At 41.8% G+C, this 21,067-nt stretch carries 21 protein-coding genes; 11 read left to right on the top strand and 10 right to left on the bottom strand.

Annotated features, from left to right (window positions below; all coding sequences use genetic code 11):
• Positions 1 to 5 precede the first annotated feature (5 nt).
• Entirely contained in the window at positions 6 to 899 is an 894-nt protein-coding gene (locus ACFO3P_RS09890; RefSeq protein ID WP_379542384.1) for a sulfurtransferase, read from the bottom strand.
• Positions 900 to 1,230: 331 nt separating this feature from the next.
• On the opposite strand from ACFO3P_RS09890, the gene ACFO3P_RS09885 reads away from it, so the two are divergent.
• Positions 1,231 to 1,782 carry a hypothetical protein gene (locus ACFO3P_RS09885; protein WP_052485009.1) on the top strand — a complete coding sequence of 184 codons (552 nt, stop codon included), beginning with the start codon at positions 1,231 to 1,233 and terminating at the stop codon, positions 1,780 to 1,782.
• A 242-nt stretch (positions 1,783 to 2,024) separates the two neighbouring features.
• Here ACFO3P_RS09885 and ACFO3P_RS09880 read toward each other — a convergent pair whose 3' ends face one another.
• Genes ACFO3P_RS09880 through ACFO3P_RS09860 form a run of 5 tightly spaced genes read right to left on the bottom strand, consistent with a single transcriptional unit; the run spans position 2,025 to position 6,527 of the window.
• Positions 2,025 to 2,837: an energy-coupling factor transporter transmembrane component T family protein gene (locus ACFO3P_RS09880; RefSeq protein WP_289584863.1), complete on the bottom strand. Its 813-nt coding sequence runs from the start codon at positions 2,835 to 2,837 to the stop codon at positions 2,025 to 2,027.
• Positions 2,834 to 3,691 carry an energy-coupling factor transporter ATPase gene (locus ACFO3P_RS09875; RefSeq protein WP_193065361.1) on the bottom strand — a complete coding sequence of 286 codons (858 nt, stop codon included), beginning with the start codon at positions 3,689 to 3,691 and terminating at the stop codon, positions 2,834 to 2,836. Before ACFO3P_RS09875 ends, ACFO3P_RS09880 begins: the two co-directional genes overlap by 4 nt.
• Positions 3,682 to 4,494: an energy-coupling factor transporter ATPase gene (locus ACFO3P_RS09870; protein WP_193065354.1), complete on the bottom strand. Its 813-nt coding sequence runs from the start codon at positions 4,492 to 4,494 to the stop codon at positions 3,682 to 3,684. Before ACFO3P_RS09870 ends, ACFO3P_RS09875 begins: the two co-directional genes overlap by 10 nt.
• 22 nt (positions 4,495 to 4,516) lie before the next feature.
• The gene (gene menA, locus ACFO3P_RS09865) at positions 4,517 to 5,455 is read right to left on the bottom strand and encodes a 1,4-dihydroxy-2-naphthoate polyprenyltransferase (protein WP_289584867.1); all 939 of its coding nucleotides are present in this window, start codon (positions 5,453 to 5,455) and stop codon (positions 4,517 to 4,519) included.
• A 19-nt stretch (positions 5,456 to 5,474) separates the two neighbouring features.
• The gene (locus ACFO3P_RS09860; protein ID WP_212929326.1) at positions 5,475 to 6,527 is read right to left on the bottom strand and encodes an FAD:protein FMN transferase; all 1,053 of its coding nucleotides are present in this window, start codon (positions 6,525 to 6,527) and stop codon (positions 5,475 to 5,477) included.
• Between the two features lie 347 nt (positions 6,528 to 6,874).
• On the opposite strand from ACFO3P_RS09860, the gene ACFO3P_RS09855 reads away from it, so the two are divergent.
• From ACFO3P_RS09855 to ACFO3P_RS09815, 9 genes are all read left to right on the top strand, one after another.
• Positions 6,875 to 8,749 (top strand): FAD-dependent oxidoreductase, encoded by a 1,875-nt coding sequence (locus ACFO3P_RS09855; protein WP_212929325.1) that lies wholly within the window; start codon positions 6,875 to 6,877, stop codon positions 8,747 to 8,749.
• A 77-nt stretch (positions 8,750 to 8,826) separates the two neighbouring features.
• Positions 8,827 to 9,243, top strand: coding sequence for a NusG domain II-containing protein (locus ACFO3P_RS09850; protein ID WP_042532757.1), 417 nt, complete (start codon positions 8,827 to 8,829; stop codon positions 9,241 to 9,243).
• Positions 9,244 to 9,298: 55 nt separating this feature from the next.
• Positions 9,299 to 9,853 (top strand): Gx transporter family protein, encoded by a 555-nt coding sequence (locus tag ACFO3P_RS09845; RefSeq protein ID WP_212929324.1) that lies wholly within the window; start codon positions 9,299 to 9,301, stop codon positions 9,851 to 9,853.
• Between the two features lie 63 nt (positions 9,854 to 9,916).
• Positions 9,917 to 10,903, top strand: coding sequence for a polyprenyl synthetase family protein (locus ACFO3P_RS09840; RefSeq protein WP_193065360.1), 987 nt, complete (start codon positions 9,917 to 9,919; stop codon positions 10,901 to 10,903).
• A 688-nt stretch (positions 10,904 to 11,591) separates the two neighbouring features.
• Positions 11,592 to 12,221, top strand: coding sequence for an RpnC/YadD family protein (locus ACFO3P_RS09835; RefSeq protein ID WP_379542383.1), 630 nt, complete (start codon positions 11,592 to 11,594; stop codon positions 12,219 to 12,221).
• Between the two features lie 180 nt (positions 12,222 to 12,401).
• Positions 12,402 to 12,638: a helix-turn-helix domain-containing protein gene (locus ACFO3P_RS09830; RefSeq protein ID WP_084612938.1), complete on the top strand. Its 237-nt coding sequence runs from the start codon at positions 12,402 to 12,404 to the stop codon at positions 12,636 to 12,638.
• A gap of 169 nt (positions 12,639 to 12,807) precedes the next feature.
• Positions 12,808 to 13,569 (top strand): SDR family NAD(P)-dependent oxidoreductase, encoded by a 762-nt coding sequence (locus ACFO3P_RS09825; protein ID WP_379542382.1) that lies wholly within the window; start codon positions 12,808 to 12,810, stop codon positions 13,567 to 13,569.
• 127 nt (positions 13,570 to 13,696) lie between these two features.
• A complete protein-coding gene (locus tag ACFO3P_RS09820; RefSeq protein ID WP_193063185.1) occupies positions 13,697 to 14,032 on the top strand; it encodes a thioredoxin family protein in 336 nt (111 codons plus the stop codon).
• 452 nt (positions 14,033 to 14,484) lie between these two features.
• Positions 14,485 to 15,840: a sodium/glutamate symporter gene (locus ACFO3P_RS09815; RefSeq protein ID WP_042532749.1), complete on the top strand. Its 1,356-nt coding sequence runs from the start codon at positions 14,485 to 14,487 to the stop codon at positions 15,838 to 15,840.
• A 62-nt stretch (positions 15,841 to 15,902) separates the two neighbouring features.
• Here ACFO3P_RS09815 and ACFO3P_RS09810 read toward each other — a convergent pair whose 3' ends face one another.
• From ACFO3P_RS09810 to ACFO3P_RS09795, 4 genes are all read right to left on the bottom strand, one after another.
• Positions 15,903 to 17,099, bottom strand: a complete 1,197-nt coding sequence (locus ACFO3P_RS09810; RefSeq protein ID WP_042532747.1) for a chromate transporter — start codon at positions 17,097 to 17,099, stop codon at positions 15,903 to 15,905.
• Positions 17,100 to 17,117: 18 nt separating this feature from the next.
• Positions 17,118 to 17,426, bottom strand: coding sequence for a PadR family transcriptional regulator (locus ACFO3P_RS09805; protein WP_042532745.1), 309 nt, complete (start codon positions 17,424 to 17,426; stop codon positions 17,118 to 17,120).
• A gap of 194 nt (positions 17,427 to 17,620) precedes the next feature.
• Entirely contained in the window at positions 17,621 to 19,234 is a 1,614-nt protein-coding gene (locus tag ACFO3P_RS09800; protein WP_379542381.1) for an ABC transporter permease, read from the bottom strand.
• 24 nt (positions 19,235 to 19,258) lie between these two features.
• Entirely contained in the window at positions 19,259 to 20,140 is an 882-nt protein-coding gene (locus tag ACFO3P_RS09795) for an ABC transporter ATP-binding protein (RefSeq protein WP_289585181.1), read from the bottom strand.
• 305 nt (positions 20,141 to 20,445) lie between these two features.
• Between ACFO3P_RS09795 and ACFO3P_RS09790 the strand changes: the two genes are divergently transcribed.
• Positions 20,446 to 21,045 (top strand): TetR/AcrR family transcriptional regulator, encoded by a 600-nt coding sequence (locus tag ACFO3P_RS09790; RefSeq protein ID WP_042536094.1) that lies wholly within the window; start codon positions 20,446 to 20,448, stop codon positions 21,043 to 21,045.
• Positions 21,046 to 21,067 lie beyond the last annotated feature (22 nt).

Below are 21,067 nucleotides of genomic sequence, written 5' to 3'. Positions count from 1 at the left end.
ATTATTTACTTATCTGTTTCCAGCGGAAGGTCAGGATCACTTGCCCATTCCGTCAGAGAGCCATCATACACGGCAACATTATGCTGACCAAGCTTGTTTAACAGCGTTGAATTCCAAATTGCTGCAATCCCGCTGCCGCAATAGGTAATCACCTTCTTATCCGGATCAAGGGCTCCTGCTTTCTCAAACGTTTCCCGGATTATCTCATCATCGTAAAGCTCCAATGTTTCGGAGTCAGAATGATCTCCGAAAAAGACGTTTACACTTCCTGGAATATGTCCTGGACGGCCATACGTATTCACTTCGCCTTTATGAGCAGCTTCATTTAAGCTGTTGATAATAATAACATTGTCATCATCTATCGCTTGTTTTACCTCTTCCTTGTTAACAAACAGCTCGGGTTTTCGCCCGCCGCTAAAGCTTGCTTTTGGATATGAGCCTGACTCTGTGGTTACCGGTCTGCCTTCTTTTTTCCACTTTGGAAAGCCGCCATCAAGCACCGCGACATTTTCCAAGCCCTCATAGCGCAGCTGCCAAGCCAAGCGGGATGCCCAATCCGAAGCCACAACAGGACTATCTACTTGCGCACCTTGGTCATAAACGACCACATACGTGTCTTCATCGCCGACTCCTAATTCAGTGATTTTTTTAATAAACTCCTTTCTTGGCGGAAGGGTAAAAGCATACTCCGCATCCGTATCGGATAAATCTTCTAATAAATCAGCAAAAACAGCACCTGGAATATGCCCTTTTTCATACGCCTCTTTCCCTGACCAAATATCATAATAACCGCTTGCCGGCAATTTTAAAAAAGTCGTTGCATCTACTAATCTCAGTTTTGAATCATCCAATCTTTCCGCAAGCCAGTCTGTTGTTACAATGAATGGAACATGACTCATTATATGCACTCCTTCACTTTAATTATATAATTCTTATAAACTTACTTATATTTAAACGTATAATAACATGAGAGGATGGTTTTTGCAAAATAACAGATTCAAAATTTATGATGCCATTCCTTTTCCAATTCCTCTCCTTTTAGTCGTTTGGACGAAGCATTATACGAAGGCAGCTTATACATACAACCCCTTTTTACTTTATTGATTTAAATTTGTCACACTTTCTATTCATCATGTTCATTATTTCACAAATACTTCACGAAATACCTCCACATTCTATGATATACTTATTGTGAAGATAATCACAAGACAACACTTAGGAGGTTTTATGATGAGATTCAAGCTTATATTTATGTCCTTTTTGTCCCTATTGTTAGTGGGATTTTTGGCCGCATGCGGTGCTGACGAAGAGGAGCAGACAGACGAAAATGCAACAAACGATACGGAGGAAACAGAAGAAGATGTCGTCACAACCGCATCCCTTGTTGATCAGCCCGACGCCTTTGTCAACGCAGTCAGCGAGGATGGAACTTGGATTATCGCTACACTGGATGATATCGCCATAGATGAGGATGTCGTGGTTGCCGGCGAATTCTACGATAAAGACGACGAATCCAGTGATATTTATCGTAAAATTGCTCCATATACACAAGATGAAGACCATAACATTACAGACTCATTTACGATTACCGTTCCCAGCATGACCGTACAGAGTGAAAACTTGAATTTTCAAGGCGGTACTCTGGAAGGTGACGTAATTGTCGAAGCAAACGGCTTTATGCTGGATGAAACAGCAACCATTGACGGAAATTTACAATTTGCAAATGAAGAAGCAGAAAGCTCCGCAACCATTGATGGAGAAGTAACAGGCGAAATCGAATAAAAATAGCAAGGCTCTGACAGGATGCGTCCTGTTCCCCCTCCCCGATTCAAATTAAATAAACAGATACCTCGCTAAAAAAGCGGCCAAGTCAAAGCTTGTCCGCTTTTTTAAATAGTAGAAAAATCGGCCGTTCTTATTGCGTTTTTTCTTTATTCCATCATACTGTCTCCTCCCTGTTCAAAAATCAGAGAAGAGACGTTTTCGTGTAACCTTCTTTTCTAAAAATGACACCAATCCATCTATCAATGAAAGTGATGCCCCTCTGTCCGTAATACGATCAGGATAACCGACAGCAGCACCATGGCAAAAAGAGTGAACGTATCTCCCTTCCGCCAATGCAAGCGTCGAAAGGAGGATCTTGGTTGATTGGACTGGTAGCCTCTTACCTCCATCGCATTCGCCATATCCTCTGCCCTGACCAGGGAGCTGACGAACAATGGAACAAACATCGGAACGATTTTCTTCATCTGCTGAAGCAGTGACCCTTCGCCAAATACAATCCCTCTGGCACGCTGTGCATCCAGCACTTTCTGCGTTTCGTCCAGTATAATGGGAATAAAACGAAGCGCTATCGACAGCATGAGTGATGTTTCGTCGACCGGCAGTTTGAGCCGTTTCAAAGGTTGAAGCAGATAATTAATCGCATCTGTCAAATCAATTGGCTTCGTGGTTAAAGTAATGACTGTCGATACAAAAATAATCATGGCAAAGCGGCTAAAAATGTATACCCCATTGATTAAACCAAAGGATGAAATGGTAATTGGTCCCCAATCGATATATATTTCGCCCCCTGCCGTAAACATTACCTGTAACAGCACGGTAAATAAAATCAGCCATATCAGCGGCCGGACACCGCGAATATAGATGCGGAGGGAGACTCCGGAAATCTTCATCATCGTAAAGGTAAAAAGCCACAGCACCAGATAGGTGAGCCAATTGTTGGCAATAAATAAGATAAAAATAAAAGAAATCCCTGCGATTAGTTTAGCTCTGGGATCAATACGATGAAGCAGTGAATCGCCAGGGAAATAACGTCCTAAGATTAATTTGTTCATGCTAATCCCGCCTCTATTAAAGCATCTGCCAGCTGATCCAGCGTCAGACAAACCTGTGGCAAGGTAACGCCCGCTTCCTGCTCCAGCTTTACCTGCAGCTTTCTGGCCTGCGGCAATTCCAGTCCCCATTGATGAACCGCAGATACATCGGCAAATAAATGCTCAGGCTCCCCCTGAAAAACTATTCTGCCTTCCTCCATCACGATAACTTCGTCTGCATAATAAGCTGCATCATCCATATCATGGGTAACCAGCAACGTTGTTAACCCGCGCTCTTTATGCCAGGCATGGATCAGGTCCATCACTTCTTTCTTCCCTTTTGGATCCAGCCCGGCACCAGGTTCATCTAAAACAAGAATATCTGGACGCATGGCCAATATTCCCGCCATCGCCACATACCGTTTTTGACCGCCGGACAAAGAGAATGGTGACTTCGACAAAATAGATGCATCTAAACCGACACGCCCAATAACCTCTAGAGCAATCTCCTTCGCCTCTGCTTCAGGCACTCCAAAATTCATCGGTCCGAACATAATATCTTTTTCCACCGTTTCTGCAAACAGCTGGGATTCTGGGAATTGAAAAACCATCCCCACTTTTCGCCGTGCTTCTTTTACGGATTGCTTCGCATTTTCCAGCGTAATTGTTAGTTCGCCGACAGCTACCTCCCCTTTTTTCGGAAGGAGCAATCCATTCATCAGCTTCAATAAGCTTGATTTTCCGGAACCGGTCTGGCCGACTACAGCTGTAAAGGAGCCTGACTTTATCGTTGTACTAATTGACTTTAATATCTCCGGGCTGCGAATCGGACCTGCTTGATAATCTGCGGTTACTTCCTGTAAATTTATCTGCATAGCCATCGCATCATTTCCTGCTCTGTCATATATTGGTCAGGTACGGCACTGCCCCGTTCTTTTAATTTTCTTCTCAATGCTTCTATAAAAGGAACATCCAGCCAATCCTCTCTTTGAAAAATCTGGGCAGGTCTGTCTATTTCCTTCACTCTGCCTTTCTTTAAAACCAGCATTCTATCCGCGGCTTCCGCTTCATTCATATCATGGGTTATCGAAATAATGGTCAGCTGCTGCTGTTTTCGCAAATCATGTAAAAAACGCATGAATTCCTGTCTGCTTTTAGGGTCAAGCATCACCATGGCCTCGTCTAATACAATAATGGCAGGCTGTAACGCTAAAAGTCCGGCAATAGCGACGCGCTGCTTCTGTCCTCCAGATAAACGGGAAGGGTCATGATCTGCATAGCGGCTCATTCCAACCATTTCCAACGCACGATTTACCCGCTGCTTCATTTCATGATAAGGCATGTTCTGATTTTCCAAGGCGAATGCCACGTCGTCTTTTACGGTTGTTCCAATAAATTGGTTTTCCGGGTTTTGAAATACTAATCCGATATGACTGCGAAGCTCCCACTTGGATTCCTCTGTCAGCTCGATTCCATTAATATAAATGCTTCCTGAGGAGGGCGCGCGCAGACCAACCAGCAAACTGGCTAAGGTTGATTTTCCCGAACCATTATGCCCGACAACAGCCAGCCACTCTCCTTGTTCTGCGGTAAAGGAAAGGTCTGCTATCGTTTCCTCCTGCTTTTGCAGATTATAATGAAAAAAGACATTTTCTACGTTGACACAAGGCGTTGACATTTCTCCACCCCTCTCTCTAAGATTACAAAATGACGGATACAAGCAAGGTAATCGCCATCGTTCCATTTACGAGCATCATATTTTTCAAAGATAACGGAAAAGTTTCCAGCTTACTCTGCTTTTGTCTAAACCGTCTGATGCTTTTCGTGATTGGAATCAGCACCAGGCATACAAGCAAGGCATAGACAGGCAGCACCTGAAGCAGCACAGCAGTTACAATCGCTGCAAATGTGAGTACATAAAGCAGATGGAATAATAACAAAGCATGCTTTCTGCCGATATAATAAGGCAGGGTAAAACGCTTATTGGCAATATCCTCTTCCAAATCACAGATATTATTTGCCAGCATGATATTCGCAATGGTCAGTATACAGGGGAGCGAGACCAGGAAAATCTCCAGCAGCAGCAGGACATCCATTTCAAAGGTAATCATGCGTCCGGTCCAGCCTAAATGGGCTATTCTCTGATTAGCGGCATTGACATAGATAGCTAGAAACGTAATGCCAAATCCCATCGTCACACCGGAAAACACCTCTCCAAGCGGCATACGGGACAACGGAATCGGTCCAAATGTATAAAAGATACCAATCGCAAAACAAAGCATGCCAATAACCAGCACAAATAAATCCGTACGAAATACCAGCCAAATCCCTAATAGTGAAGCTATCGCCAGCATGGTAATAATCGTGGCCACCACTCTCTTTTCAGGGATATTTTCCTGTCCGATAATATTGGATTGTCTGCGATAGTCATCACTTAATGCCTTCTTATAATCCATGTAATTATTGATAGCCGTTGTAGTTAAATCAAACAGCAGCATGGCACTAAAGAAAATAGCTGTGTTTAGCGGTTCAAACATATCATAACGATAGATAACAAATAATAGTCCAATTAAAAACGGAAATAAACTAGCTAATTTGGTGCGAATTTCTACCAGCTTTAAAAACGTAGGCAGTGTCATCATAGCCCGCTCCCCTCACCTATTCTATTAACGTAAATTCCTCATCTGTCAGTTCAAAATTGCCGGCTAATCCATCGGTGATATAAACATTTTTGTCCTTTGTCACAAAGATGGCTTCTGCATCCTGCATCTGTTGAATAAAGTCCAATCCTTCCTCTAACCCTTTTGAATATAGCAGTGTCGAAAGTGCATCCCCGTCAATTGAATGCTCACTGATAACCGAAACACTGGCAAGCTCTCCTTCAAACGGATAGCCAGTCTGCGGATTTAATAAATGATGATAGATTTCACCCTCTACTTCTAAAAAACGTTCATAAATACCAGAAGTAACGATAGACTGATTCGAAGCAGTCAATCTGCCAACAGTTTCTCCCATTGGCAAGAATGGATTTTGAACACCAACAACCCAGGGATCACCTGATGTCTGGTTCCCCATAACATATATATTGCCTCCTAAATCAACCACAGCAGTGGTGACCCCTTCCTCCTCTAACAGTTCTATGACTTCATCAGCAATATAACCCTTCGCAATTGCTCCCAGGTCTAACCGCATACTGGATTCTGTCAGCATCACGCTTTGCTCTGCTTCATCGAGTTCTATTTTTTCATAATCAATCAACGGCAGTATGTCATCAATTTCCTCCTGCAACGGTTTTCTCGCATCATCCATCCCGATATTCCAAAGGCTGGTTAATGGACCGACAGCAATATCAAAGGAGCCCTCTGCCAATTCACTGTAATCCTTTCCTTGCTTAATCACCTGCCATACATCCTCTGACACCTCGACAGGGCCTTTTCCGGCCTGTTCATTGATTTCAGCCACTTCCGACCCAGCTTCATTGGCAGTCATTTGCTGTTCCAATACTTCAATTCGGTCAAACACCTTATCTAACGCCGACTCTTTATCCTTGTCATACACCTTTATCGTGATAACTGTTCCCAGTAAAAATTCTGTCTCACTATATGGATTGCTGATTAATGATGATGCATCGCTTGATGAATCGGCATTTTTAGAACAGCCTGCAATAATCAGCATCAGCAGCATCAGTGAGATACCAATTTGTTTCTTCATTTTCATACCTCCCTCGCCCTTGTGAATGTTAATAAACACCATAATAATTATTTTCATGTGATTTAATTCACAATTATTTACATAATTTTAATTGTGAATAATTTCACAAATATTACATGTTTATTGTATAATTTATTTCGTATCATGTCTATAAAAAACACAAACAAATCTATTATTACCAAGGATTTTGTCATGAAAATGACACACCTGATTATTTGATATTTTATTTTTAATTTGTGAACTATTTATCAAATCTATAGACTTTTTTCATGAATATGTTAGAATGAAATTGTTCAATAGTTCACAAAGTTAACATTATCTATTTTGATTACAAAGGAGTGAATACAATGGCGGAGAAAAATATTGTTATTATTGGCGCCGGCTACGCAGGGGTGCATGCAGCTAAGAAGCTGGCCAAAAAATACAAACGTGATGATTCTGTTTCTATTACTCTGATAGATCGACATTCCTATCACACCATGATGACAGAATTACATGAAGTAGCTGCACACCGGGTAGAACCATCTGCTATTCAATTTGATTTACGAAAATTATTTAACCGCACCAAAGTGAAACTCGTCACAGACAATGTTACCAACGTCGATCATGATACGAAGACCGTCACCACGGAACACGGTGAATTCGCTTATGACTACCTTATTCTCGGGATGGGCGGCGAAGCAAACGACTTTGGTACACCAGGTGTAAAAGAGAACGGCTTTACCCTCTGGTCCTGGGAAGATGCGATCCGCATCCGGCAGCATTTAGAGGATGTCGTCAAACGGGCAGCATTAGAACATGACCCGGAAAAACGCCGTGCCATGCTCACCTTTACAGTTTGCGGTTCCGGCTTTACCGGTATTGAAATGATTGGAGAGCTTATCGAGTGGAAATACCGTTTAGCAAAGGAAAATAAACTGGACGAAGAAGAAATTCAGCTGTATGTAGTCGAAGCGGCCTCCTCTATTTTAAATATGCTCGACCGAAAAAGTGCAGATAAAGCAGAAAAGTATTTAAATAAAAAAGGCGTGACATTGCTTAAAAATTCACCAATCGTGGAGGTGAAAGAAGACGCCGTCGTATTTAAATCAGGTAAAACCCTTTCCACACACACATTGATTTGGACAGCCGGGGTCAAGGCAAATTCGGATACAGAAGATTACGGTATCCCGACTGCCAGAGCAGGACGTCTGAAAGTAAATGAATATATGGAAGCAGAAAACTTGGAGAACGTCTATGTTATCGGCGACTTAGCCTATTTTGAAGAAGAGGAAGGCAAGCCGACGCCGCAAATTGTCGAAGCGGCCGAACAGACAGGTGTGACAGCAGCTAAATCCATTATTGCGGAAATCGATAATGGCCAAAAAGAAGCATTTGAAGGGAAATACCATGGCACGATGGTTTCCATCGGAGCCAGATATGGTGTGGCGAATTTAATGGGGCTGCGTTTAAGCGGCTGGCTGGCTAATCTGATGAAGCACTTGGTTAACCTGTATTATTTCTTCGGGATACGAAGCGGCTATTATATGTTTCATTATATTATGCATGAATTTTTCCAAACCAAGGATAAGCGCAACATTTTCAGAGATACAATTACCAGATATGGAAATGTTTTGTGGAGCTTGCCATTGCGATTATTTGTCGGCGGTTTTTGGCTCGATGAAGCAGCCTCTAAAATTTGGGGAGAATCTGTTTGGGGTGAAGTCACCTCAGGCTCTGCAGGTATTTCTCGATTATTTCAGGGACTCGGAGAAGATTCCTGGCTGACCGGGAACAGCGTGAACATGCCATTTGAATGGCTGCAAACAACCACCAGCAGTGCAAGTGAAGCGGTAGATGGCGGTGCAGAATGGGCCACTCCTATTTTAAGTGATATGCCAGGTATTTTTGAATGGTTTATGCAGATTATGCTGCCGACACCGGAAGTAGCTATCTTTATGCAGAAGGTTATGGCTTTCATTGAGTTATTCATCGGCCTTGCTATTGTATTCGGCCTTTTCACTTGGCTTGCCAGTGCTGCAAGTGCCGGATTCCTGATGATGTTTACTTTATCCGCAATGCTCGGCTGGGATCAAATCTGGGCACTCCCTGCTTCTATCGCCTTAATGAATGGTTCCGGACGTTCCATTGGTTTAGATTACTGGGCTGTTCCATGGCTGCAAAGAACACTGGGAAGATTCTGGTATGGAAAAGAGCAGGCTATCTATAAAGATCGTGAATAAAAACATCGGGCAGCCCGGCTTTTGCCGGGGAGATGAGTCAATATTTACTGAATGAGCTATAAGGGGGGGGGATGGGCATGAAGGATTTCTATCATATGCTGAAACCTTGGGATGTTATTCTTGTTATCCTGTTGGTTCTTCTATCTTTTCTCCCTATTGGCATCTTTGTTTTACAGCAGTCACAATATGCTGAAGAAGATTCAGTAAACGTTGCGGTGATTACAGTAGATAATGAAATTGTAGAAGAAATCCAGCTGACAGGGAATACCGAAACCAGAGAAATTGAGATTGAGGTATCCGATCATGACAATAACATTATTGAAGTAGACAATGAACGCATTCATATCAAAAGTGCTACCTGCTCTGACCAAATCTGTGTGCGAACCGGCTATATTTCCAGGCCGGGACAGACGATTGTCTGCCTGCCTCATAAGCTTGTCGTCGAGATTCAATCAGACAGCGGGGAAACAGAAGATATGATTATCAGCTCTTAAATCAATTTTGAGCAGCTTATATACACGTTCGGAAATAGATTGGGAGGGTCTGGCGATGACAAATAACCAGCGTCTTGTATACATTGCATTATTAGCTGCGCAGGCAGTCATTATCAGTTTAGTAGAAAGAGCCGTCCCCTCCCCTTTTGCCATCGCTCCAGGTGCAAAAATCGGTTTAGCGAATATTATTACGTGCATGGCGTTATACACGCTCTCTACAAAAGATGCGTCTAAGGTTGTGATGATACGGATTATCCTTGCTACCCTCTTGGGAGGTACACTCTCCTCTTTTATGTATAGTGCGGCCGGCGCCATATTAAGCTTTATCGGCATGTGTGGAGTAAAAAAGCTCGGACCATCCCGAATCAGCTTGATTGGAGTCAGCGTAGCCGGCGCTATTATGCATAATATTGGACAATTAACGATTGCCAGCTGGATTGCCCAAACATGGACGGTACTTCTCTACCTCCCAGTTTTATCTTTTTTCGGGATTTTATCAGGCATTGCCATGGGTCTGGCAGCTAATTATTTATTAAATCACGTAGAAAAACTGGACTATTACCGGGACCTGCAAGAAATGAAATATACGCAACCCAATCAAGTATCATAGCTTTGGCTACAGAAAAATCCTTATGCTCGTTAAATGGAGGTTATCATGATGGCGATTCCAACTATTCCTGTTCATCCAATGTGGGAACCTTATCCCCGTTTACAATCTGATTTACAATCCGTTTTACAGGTGATTGAATCTCACCTGCAAATCCACGATAAACAAATCGAAGCTACAATTAAGGATTTGGTCTATTCAGGAGGAAAATTATTGCGTCCTGCCTATACGCTTCTATGTTCCCAGATTGGGGACGTAACACATCAGGAAAAAGAAAGGTCGATAGCCGTTGCCGCAGCACTGGAAACCTTGCATATGGCCACTCTGATCCATGATGATGTCATTGATGAAGCAGACTTCCGTCACGGAAATCCAACCATCCATACCCAGCAGGGCAATCAATTTGCCATCTATTCCGGTGATTATTTATTTTGTGTCTGCTTTACTATTTTATCTAAGTACGCGCGCACATTAGCACATCTTGAGTTTAATGCGCGCAGTATGGAAAAGATTCTCACAGGGGAACTGGATCAGCTCCATGCGCGCTACCAAAAGGGAACCAGCATCAAAGATTATTTAACGCGTATTTCCGGAAAAACCGCGCAGCTCTTTGCTGTCAGCTGCTATTCAGGAGCAGTGACCAGTCAAGCAACACGAAGGCAGACCATGCTCGCCTGGAATATGGGGCACTATATTGGCATGGCCTTTCAGATTATCGATGACATACTAGACTTTAAAGGTGATTTCAACACCATGCGAAAACCTACGCTTGCAGATATTCGTCAAGGCGTGTATACCCTGCCGCTGATTTACGCATTACGTGAACAGCCAGAGCAATTACATCCTTATTTAGATAAGAAAGCTGATTTAACAGATGAAGAATTAATGGAGATATTAGCTATTGTCGAAAAAACAAAAGGCATAGAAAAATCCAGGTGGCTTGCTCTGAAGTATACAGACAAGGCATTAAAATCCTTAAACAAACTGCCGGTCGGGGATTATAAAGAGACCTTGTATGAATTGACTGCGATGCTGTTGGAGCGGAAAATATAATGGCCTGCAATGAAACTTGCATAGTAATTTTCCAAACCGTTATCTATAATAAAATAAAAACTATAGGTGTTTTATATAATGAAAACCTTCATTTTACGGGACTTGCGAGAGTACTGATAAAATGAAGGTTTATTACAGTTTAGCTGAAAATCATCTAAAATAAGACTATATAAATTGAAGTAAGAAATTCACTTTATTTTTCTTATAAAAATCACGAAATAATGATTGAAAACAGTAACCAGCGACGGTTTTTGATGGGGCGAGTAATCGCAATGGTTTTCGGTGGGGCGAGTAACCGCAGTCCCAGTCCCGGAAGAAAAACACGGAGACTCCTGGTCGGCTAAGAACGGTCACGTCCTGTGACCAACGACCGACACTAGGACGTCCTGTCCGTCGTGGGAAAGCGCGGAGGGAAGACCCCGCAAAAAAAAAAAAGCGAACTTCTTTTTTTCTACCCGCGGGGCATAAGTGCGACTTTGCTTCTGTCTGCGCCTGATGGCTTGCCAATCAGCAAGTCTTCTTTAAAGGAGATGAGCTCGGGGCCCACGGAAAGCGTAGTGTTTTTCTGGGGTTGCGATTACTCACCCCATGAAACCCGTTGTAGCGGTAGCTATTAATTTCAATTTATATAGCTTTATTTGTAAATGATTGGTAAAATAAAGACAATTCAAAGAAAGGAAGTGTCCTATTGTTTACATTCCCGGTTATTTACGAAGAAGAAGCAGACTACATGAAGCATGATCGGCTGACGAAAAAGCTGATACAAGAGTTTTTTGAAGAGTTTATCGAAGCGTTTTTCCCCAATCTCCACCCTCACATTGACTTCTCCAACGTGTCCTTCCTTGAGCAAGAAGTATATCTGGACTATATCAATGGCCGCAAGAAGGAAATAGATGTCCTCGCCGAAGTAAAGCTGAATCACGAAGACAAAATCCTGCATATTCATACCGAAGCACAATCAACGCATGAAGCGGACTTCCCTGAAAGAATGTTTCTCTATTTTTCTTACCTTTACGCCAAACACCGCAAACCCATTCAACCCATCGCTGTTTTGAGTTATAATAGGGAAAAAGAAGAACCGACGCAATTCAGAATCGATACCCCCACCCAAGACGTCCTTCAATTTAACTTTTTACAATTACACTTAATCAAGAAAGACTGGAGAGCATATATTCAATCAGACAACCCGGCCGCCGCAGCATTGCTCAGTCAAATGGGGTATGAAGCGCATGAGCGGGTTCAGGTAAAGCTGGAGTTTCTGCGCATGATCACCCGGATGAAAATCAACCCGGCACAAATGGAATTCCTCGCAGTGTAACTGGCTGTAAGACTCCCATATCAAAAAGAAGGAAATCTGTTATTTCCAAGTGGGAGATCTAACAGCCAGTAACGGCCCGATTGGCTCAACTAACATTCAGAACCCCGCTGAATGAAGTTTCACTTTATGTATGGTTATTTCGAGACTTATTTAAAACTAAACAAAGAGGAGGAAGCACAAATGATGGAGCAAATGGAGAACTTACCGGAGGAGGAAAAAGACATGGTTTTGCAGCTGCCGAATTCTTATTTTGAGAGAGGATTGGAGAAAGGAAAGCAGGAAGGAATAGAGGAAGGGATAAAAAAGCGAAATCAAGAAATAGCTTTAGAATTGATAGCAATAGGAATGCCGATCAACCAAATCGCAGAGATCACAAAATTAAGCAAAGAAGAGATTAAAAAACTTACTAAAAAATAAAGAATTAATTCTTTGCGAAAAATCCTATATCAGCATTGCAAAACGCTTCCTCCGTCTTTACAGGGGAAGCGTTTTGCATGTCATGTACAGTCTTTCATTTAACGATGCATAACTTTAAAGAAAAACGGGAATTTATAAAGGATTAACGAATTTTTGGAGGAGGATACGTATGGCTCAGGAAAAAGATTTTGAAGGCAAGGTTGTATTAATTACCGGAGCAGCTTCCGGGATTGGAGAAGCGACGGCGTTAAAATTTGCTGAACGCGGAGCAAAAATAGCGATTGGCGATATAAACGAAGATAGCGATAAAGTCGTTCAACAAATTAAAGCCAATGGCGGAGATGCGGTTTTCTTTAAAACAGATGTGAGCAATGCTGATCAGGTAAAATCACTTGTAGAAAAAACAGCCGGTCACTTTGGGAAAATAGATTGTGCCTTTAACAATGCAGGGATTCTGCCTAAAATTGCTTCTTTTATTGATACTACAGAAGAAGATTTTGACCAAACGATTGCCGATGACTTAAAAGGCGTTTTCCTTTGCCTGAAGTATGAGCTCGAATATATGGTTAAAGCAGACGGGGGAAGTATTGTCAATACGGCTTCTGTTGCCGGATTGATTGCTGATCCCGATATGTCCCCTTACGTTGCTGCTAAACACGGTGTTGTCGGGTTAACAAAGGCGGCTGGAATTGAATATGCGAACAAAGGCATACGCGTTAATGCTGTAGCACCCGGAGTAACTGCAACACCACTAGCTAAGGAAAAATTAGAAGATCCCGAAATACGTGAGGAAATGATAGGAAACGTTCCTGCAGACCGGGCAGCAACACCAGATGAAATTGCAGAAACCGTGCTCTACTTGTCATCCGATAAAGCGAGCTTTGTGATGGCTCAAACCTATGTGATTGATGGCGGCCAAATCGCCCATTAATATTGAAATATAGAAACGTAAAAATTGAAATTTATTATATACTGAATAAAGCATTTGTTTTATCAACCTGATTGAATTATATTAGAAAACGTATAAGTCCTAAATAGCGTTACAAAGGAGGCGCAGAATGAAAAAGGTATACGAACTGACTACCATAGAAATGGCTGAAGAATTTTTGAATAATCATGCGTTAAGCTTCCTTTTCGTTTCCAGACCGGATTGCAGTGTATGCCATGCCATTTTGCCAAAGCTAACCGAAATGCTGGATGACTACCCTCTTATCCACCTGGGACATATTGATGCTTCCAAGGTGGAAGAAGTAGCAGAAAAGTTCTTGATTTTTACTGTCCCAATCATGCTTTTGATTATAGACGGCAAAGAATATATCCGGGAGGACCGTTTTGTCCGTTTTGAACAATTAGAAGAAAAACTGGATCAGTTGTATGAAATGTATACCCAATAAGCGGTTCAAGGTTATGTTCCAAAAAAAAATCAATAGTTTTCGTTGGAACGAGGGATTTCAGTCCTGACGAAAACTATTGGTATTCCTCGTCCCATCGTAAAGACCTGTCAGTTGAGTGATTCAAGTCGTTAACCCGCCTAATTGTATTTATTTCACCCGCTACTTTGAAGCAAGCGTTGTTACGGTTGTTTAACTGTACTCACTAATTAAATAATACCCTCTTCTTTTTACTTCATAGACAAAACCACATCCTATCCAAACCATTTATTACCTTTTAATCAAGATTATTTCTTTTCTGTTAGCTATGGAAAAAATCTGCTTATATGGTACAATAATAAATCTGTACATTATTTCTCTGCCCCCAAAAAATTAGCCATCTTTTTGCGAACATTTCGCACAAAACCCTAACTATTTTTTCAATATACATCAATGAAGGAGGAATTTTATTAGAAATGGAAAACTTTACAATTTGGTCATTAATGATAGATATTAGTATTATTTCAGGATTACTATTAGCAGGAACAATCCTACGGGCAAAAGTGAAATGGATTCAATCGCTATTCTTGCCGGCCAGCATGATTGCCGGATTTCTCGGACTTGCATTTGGTCCCAGCGGGGTTGGTATTCTGCCCTTTTCAGAGCAATTCAGCAGCTACCCTACATTGCTGATTGCAGTTATTTTTGGAGCGATTCCAATCGGCGCTGCGAAAGTGCGATTATCAGAGGTATTTCACCGCGTTCGTGATATGTTCTCCTACTCCATTATCTTAACATTATCCATGTGGGGAGCAGGCGTCCTATTTGCTTTACTTCTATTAAACCCTATCTTCAGGGACTTGCCTGATGGTTTTGGACTTATTTTAGGAGCAGGTTTCCTAGGAGGGCATGGTACTGCAGCTGCTATAGGAGAAGGGTTAGCACATGCCGGCTGGGAAGAAGCAATGGATCTTGGCATGACCTCTGCTACTGTAGGAATTCTGGTTGCTGTTTTAGGAGGTCTTTTTCTTATTAAACGCAGTACGGAAAACGGACATACCACATTTATTTCAAGCTTTAGGGATCTCCCTTCTGAACTAAAATCTGGTTTAATGCCGGCTTCCAAACGTTCTGCAATGGGACAAGAAACGGTATCATCCAATTCGATTGACCCGCTTGTTCTCCATCTGGCAATTATCGCTTTTTTAATTGGCATATCTTACTGGTTAACCAATTTATTGACAGAATGGATACCAGCTGTGTCCATACCGCTATTCAGCGTCGCCTTCATTTTGGGCTTAGTCTTTCAGGGCATCAGCCGGCAGTTAAAGGCTGATAAATATATTGACGGGCGAGTAATGGAGCGTATCGGCGGAACAGCTACTGATTTCCTGGTTGCTTTTGGTATTGCTTCAATCAATATTACGGTCGTGATGGATTATGCATTGCCGCTGATTTTATTGTTTGCCTTTGGAATACTTTGGGCATATATTCTCTTCCGTTTTGTCGGTCCAAATATATTTAGAGATTTTTGGCTGGAGAAATCTATTTTCGGCTGGGGATGGAGTACAGGTACTGTGGCGATGGGACTTGCCCTTTTACGAATTGTTGATCCGGAACTGAAAAGCCGGACACCGGAAGACTATGCACTGGGGTATGTTGGAGTTGCACCTGTTGATATTATTATTGTTACCTTTGCTCCGATTCTTTTCGCACTTGGGTTTACCTGGGTAATTCCAAGTGTTCTCTTGCTTGGCGCTGCTATTGTAATTATGATTTACAAGAAAGCAGGCTGGTGGGGTCAAGGTAAACAGCAAAACACATCAAGCTGACATGCTTGATGTGTTTTTTCTTTTTCACTTTTAATTATACGGATTAAAAATTCCTGCGGACATTATAGATGCGATAGGAGTGCGCCTCCAACCGCCCCGGACACAACAATCACCCAAGGGGGCAGCTTCCAATAGACCAGCATACTAAATAGGATAGCCGCAAAAGCAAAATCAATCGGACCCAGGATAGCACTTGTCCAAATAGGATGATAAAAAGCCGAAATTAAAATCCCTACGACAGCTGCATTTACTCCCATCAAAGCTCCCTTCATTTTTTGATTTTGACGGATTTGATTCCAAAATGGCAGCGCACCTAAAATCAATAAGAATGCCGGCAAAAAGATAGCTGCAGTTGCCAACACCCCGCCTGTCCATCCGTTAATAACAGCGCCAATATATGCAGCAAATGTAAATAATGGTCCAGGCACAGCCTGTGCCGCCCCATAGCCGGCCAAAAAGGAGGTCTCGTCCATCCAGCCTGTCAGTACAAATTCACGCTCCAGCAACGGCAAAACAACATGTCCGCCGCCGAAAACAAGTGAACCAGAGCGGTAAAAACTATCAAACATAGCAATCCAATTCAGAGATGTCACTTCTTTTAAAATCGGAAGCAAAATAAGCAATCCGAAAAAAAGCGATAAACAAATGCCCCCCAGCTTTCGGGAAATCGGAAAAACGAATTTCGATTCTTCGTTCTCAGCATGATTTTTATATACCAAATAACCAATGAGGCCTGCTAATAAAATAACTCCAACTTGAGTAAAGGCTGTTTGCCATAATAAAGTGATAACTAACGCGAACAGCGCAATGGATTTGCGCTTTAAATCCGGTGTCAATTTTTGAGCCATTCCTAAAATCGCATGCGCTACAACAACAACTGCTACGATTTTTAACCCTTGAATCCACCCAGTCTCTTCCATAGCTGAACCTTGTAAGATCAAAGCAAAAATAATCAACGCTATGACAGAAGGCAGCGTAAAGCCAATAAAAGATATTATCCCCCCGAGGATGCCTCCGCGCATGACACCAATACCAATACCAACTTGGCTGCTTGCTGGCCCAGGTAAAAACTGACACAGTGCAACTAAGTCGCTGTAACTTTTTTCATCCATCCATTTTCTTTTCCGGACATATGCCTCATGAAAATATCCAAGATGCGCAATCGGTCCGCCAAAAGATGTCAATCCCAGCCGTGTAGAAATAAGCAGAATTTCGAATAGTAGTTTGAATTTCTCTTTTGATGTTGTAATATGATTCACCCAGTACACCCTTCCCTGTCAGTCTTTAATTTCTTTAAACAGTTCATATGCTTTCTCTCGAGCTTCCTCCAGCACGGTCCGCCCTTTATCGGTAGCCGTATAATATTTTCTTATTTTCCCGCCTGCATTACGTTCTTCCATACTCAATAGTCCATCCTTTTCCATCGAGTGAAGAATCGGATATAAGGTTCCTGGACTTATCTTGTATCCATGCTCCCTTAATTCATCCAGCATCCATACACCAAAAATCGGGTGTTCCATTGCATGATGCAGTATATGGATTTGAATAAATCCCAAAAATAACTTTCTTAATATTTTTTCTTCCAATTTGATTCATCCCCTGAAGTATTGATATCGAACCCTGATATCGAATTTCGTTATTAATTTACCATTAAAGCGCAACCAGTTCAATCTATCATCTAAAAAATTTACAGAAACTTTACAAAACAGGAAAAAGCCAATTTATCCCATCCGCATATGGAACAAATTGACTTTCAAAGATTAAATGAATTTTTTAGAGGTTAAGCTCCTTCTATCATATCCCGCCTATTATAGCCGAGGTAACCAATTATCATTAAAGCAATACTAATGCCCGTTATAACCATAAAAACTGGAGCATCAAAACGGTCCATCGGCATTTGCGGAATCCAGCTTTGGATGGCTGTTTTCGAGAACCAGCCCGGTAAATCCAAAATACCTCCAAAATAATTCAGGATAAAGGAATAACCAAGATACGCATAAATTATTTTCCCTAACTTCGGTGCCCATCCAAGTGCTAAAGCTGCAAGTCCGATAAAGAATAAGACGGATGGAAAGAAGTTATAGCCCGCAGCCAGAAAATCGCTGATGCTGAGCGCACCATGGTCGCCCATAACGGAGATAGCCGTACCTCCAAGATCTCCGGCAGCAAGCAAGGTTCCAATTAACCCGGACAAAATTGCTAACCCGATTGTCGTCCAGTAAAATTGACCGCGCGTGACTTTTGTAGCGTGAAGCTGGCTTAAATGCAAACGGCTCTCTTCCGCAAAAAGCTTATTCACAATAACGATTGGCAGAATAGATACCAAAACAATCATGACCATCATAATTGTTCCTGTAAAAGATTCTTCAATAGAAACGCCTGACTGTGCAAACATTTGCGCCATCATTTCATTACTTTCCAGAAATGTCTGCATATCCCCATAAATGGAGCCGTACGCTGCGCCCATCACTGCAAAGCCAATCAGCCAGCCAATAATAACTCCCTTATTCAGTTTGGCAAACAATCCCTGCACCGATAATAGAGACCGTCTTGCATGCTCTCTGCCTTCTCTTTCAGGCAAGTAACCCGCACCCATATCACGCCCGCCTTCCAGTGCAAAAGCAAGGCTTACCATCACTGCACTAAAAATCAGGGCAAAAATAATCGGGAGCCAGCTGTTCTCTGTAAATGGATAAGTCAAATACGTCCAGCCGAGCGGATTGAACATGGATAAATCCACATTCGATACATCCGTTCCAGCACGAATAATATAGAGCAGCCCGACCAAACCTAAGCTTGAGCCTGTGGCACTGGATGAAGCCGGCATGATTTGCGCCATCACCAGTCCAATAACTGCTCCAATCACGCCGGCTACCCCAATCGACGTTCCAAATAGAATGGAGCCGTGGACAGAAACCGTATCAACATTAAAAATCATTAACAGACCGCTAATAAAAAGCGCCAATAATACATTAATAACAATCACTTCTGCCATTGCTGCAAGCGAATTTGCCTGTCTACCAATTTGAAAAGAGCGTACAAGCTCCGTCAGCCCGAGATCTTCCTCTTTACGTGTGTGACCTACAATATGTAGAACAGACATAATCATCGCAAATAATCCGCAGAATAATAACATCTCATGTGCATACATCGCTCCTAATGTATATTCCGCTGCCGTTTCAATTGGTGTGGGACCGACCATGGAGATCATCGCAGGGTTTTGCAGTGTTTCATACATTCCTATTAACCCTTGCCCCTTTGCTATTTCTTCAAACGCAGGAACAAAGCCTCCTGAAAATAAACCTACTCCCAAAATCCAAAAAATAATCTTTTTCCAATCACGCTTTAGATACTGTAAAAACAAGGTATCCCAACGTGCAAATTTTTCCTTCATTGCCTTTCACCTCCCTGTCAGCTTTTATCCCTCATAATGCCGCATAAATAAATCCTCAAGTGTCGGCGGTACCGCTTCAAACTTTTTCACACCAAGCTTCGTTGCCTCCGTTAAAATAGCATTGATGTATTTATTATCAGCAGAAAATGTCGCTTCGTTATCTTTCTGTGTAAAATCATGGATACCCTCTACAAATTCCATTTGCGAAACATCTCCTTCGGTTGATAAGGTGACAGCAGAGCGAGTCAAATGCCTTAATTCATCTAATGTCCCGGACTCTACAATCTCCCCTTGACGAATAATAACGACCCTGTCAGCTAAACGCTCTACCTCACTCAAAATATGAGAAGACAGTAAAATCGACTTTCCTGCTTCCTTGATTTTTTCTACTTCTTCCTGAAAGACCGCTTCCATCAAGGGATCAAGACCAGAAGTCGGCTCATCAAAAATATATAAATCGGATTCCACAGATAAAGCAGCGATTAAGCCAATTTTTTGCCGGTTTCCTTTGGAGTACCCCTTGGCCTTTTTCTTCGGATCCAGTTCAAAACGTTTGATTAAATAATCACGTTTTTGCTTATCTCCGCCCCCATGCAGCTTCATAAACAAATCAATAATTTCTCCCCCGGTCAGACTTCCCCAGAGCGCGACATCTCCCGGCACATAAGAAATACGTTTATGGATTTCCAGGCTTTCCTTCCAAACGTCCTTTCCAAAAATTTCTGCCTGCCCGGCATCCCGCTTAATAATTCCTAATAAAGCACGAATTGTCGTTGACTTACCAGCACCGTTGGGACCGATAAAACCAACAACTTCTCCCGCTTCTACAGTGAAAGTCACATCACTTAACGCTTGAAACTTACCAAACTTCTTTTGCAGGCCTTGTAATTTCACAATTTTTGTCATAAGGCTGACACTCCTTCTCTCCTTCATTTCGTACGCTGTTTTACCCAGTTCTGCCTATTTAATCGTTCAAAAAACTAAACAAAACTATTAACCACACCACAGTTCAAAATAATACTTCAAATAAAAAGTTTTAAACCACAAAACTATTTTACAGTTCAATATTATTCCTTTTTATAAATGAAGTCAATATAATATATACTATTTTTTATTTGCCAGTTCATAATTAGACAGATATAATAAATAGGAAGAGATGCATTCATTTTTAGAAATTTTATTGAATGTTCAACGGAAAGCAGGTTATATATGTGAATGGTTTTGAAAAAAGAACAGAGGAAAAGAAACGAAAGATTTTAGAAGCAGCTTTTGAGCTGATAAACGGAGATACAGATGCCGGCAATGTAACCATGGAGGAAATCGCAAAGCATGCAAATGTCGGAAAAGCTACCCTTTTTAAGTATTTTGGCAGCAAGGATAATCTGATTCGTGAAGTTTTTCAGGACTTTATTAATCAATTGATTACCGATGCCAAAGAAATTATAGCTGAAAATCACTCTTTTGAAGAAACACTGATTGCATTAAGCCAAAATAAAATCAGCTATTTAGATAAAATCAATCACCAATTTTATATGCGAATGATGGATTTTTTCACGAAAAAGGATGAGGAAGGTCTATCTTTAATGATGCAGAAATTTAATGAAGTAAATTACGGCATGCTATTGGATTTATTCCATCGCGGCCGTAAAGAGGGAAAAGTGGACTTGAAATATTCCGATGAATTTCTGATTCTTTATTTCCAGGCAATTGTAGAAGGCATTTCCAAGCCGCAGATTTATGAGAAAATCGCTCCCTATACCGAAGAATGGACAGAGATGCTTATTAAAGGGATTGCCCCGAGGAAGGATTGATAATGGCTTTTAGACAGTTATC

Origin of the sequence: Oceanobacillus aidingensis, assembly GCF_042654105.1 — a bacterium.
Classification (GTDB): domain Bacteria; phylum Bacillota; class Bacilli; order Bacillales; family Amphibacillaceae; genus Oceanobacillus; species Oceanobacillus oncorhynchi.
This window is presented reverse-complemented; position numbering and strand designations above follow the sequence as displayed.

Excerpts from the sequence above, each read along its gene's own strand:
- ACFO3P_RS09890 (WP_379542384.1), bottom strand. The coding sequence starts at position 899 with ATGAGTCATGTTCCATTCATTGTAACAACAGACTGGCTTGCGGAAAGA.
- ACFO3P_RS09885 (WP_052485009.1), top strand. The coding sequence starts at position 1,231 with ATGAGATTCAAGCTTATATTTATGTCCTTTTTGTCCCTATTGTTAGTG.
- ACFO3P_RS09880 (WP_289584863.1), bottom strand. The coding sequence starts at position 2,837 with ATGAACAAATTAATCTTAGGACGTTATTTCCCTGGCGATTCACTGCTT.
- ACFO3P_RS09875 (WP_193065361.1), bottom strand. The coding sequence starts at position 3,691 with ATGCAGATAAATTTACAGGAAGTAACCGCAGATTATCAAGCAGGTCCG.
- ACFO3P_RS09870 (WP_193065354.1), bottom strand. The coding sequence starts at position 4,494 with ATGTCAACGCCTTGTGTCAACGTAGAAAATGTCTTTTTTCATTATAAT.
- menA (WP_289584867.1), bottom strand. The coding sequence starts at position 5,455 with ATGACACTGCCTACGTTTTTAAAGCTGGTAGAAATTCGCACCAAATTA.
- ACFO3P_RS09860 (WP_212929326.1), bottom strand. The coding sequence starts at position 6,527 with ATGAAGAAACAAATTGGTATCTCACTGATGCTGCTGATGCTGATTATT.
- ACFO3P_RS09855 (WP_212929325.1), top strand. The coding sequence starts at position 6,875 with ATGGCGGAGAAAAATATTGTTATTATTGGCGCCGGCTACGCAGGGGTG.
- ACFO3P_RS09850 (WP_042532757.1), top strand. The coding sequence starts at position 8,827 with ATGAAGGATTTCTATCATATGCTGAAACCTTGGGATGTTATTCTTGTT.
- ACFO3P_RS09845 (WP_212929324.1), top strand. The coding sequence starts at position 9,299 with ATGACAAATAACCAGCGTCTTGTATACATTGCATTATTAGCTGCGCAG.
- ACFO3P_RS09830 (WP_084612938.1), top strand. The coding sequence starts at position 12,402 with ATGATGGAGCAAATGGAGAACTTACCGGAGGAGGAAAAAGACATGGTT.
- ACFO3P_RS09825 (WP_379542382.1), top strand. The coding sequence starts at position 12,808 with ATGGCTCAGGAAAAAGATTTTGAAGGCAAGGTTGTATTAATTACCGGA.
- ACFO3P_RS09820 (WP_193063185.1), top strand. The coding sequence starts at position 13,697 with ATGAAAAAGGTATACGAACTGACTACCATAGAAATGGCTGAAGAATTT.
- ACFO3P_RS09815 (WP_042532749.1), top strand. The coding sequence starts at position 14,485 with ATGGAAAACTTTACAATTTGGTCATTAATGATAGATATTAGTATTATT.
- ACFO3P_RS09800 (WP_379542381.1), bottom strand. The coding sequence starts at position 19,234 with ATGAAGGAAAAATTTGCACGTTGGGATACCTTGTTTTTACAGTATCTA.
- ACFO3P_RS09795 (WP_289585181.1), bottom strand. The coding sequence starts at position 20,140 with ATGACAAAAATTGTGAAATTACAAGGCCTGCAAAAGAAGTTTGGTAAG.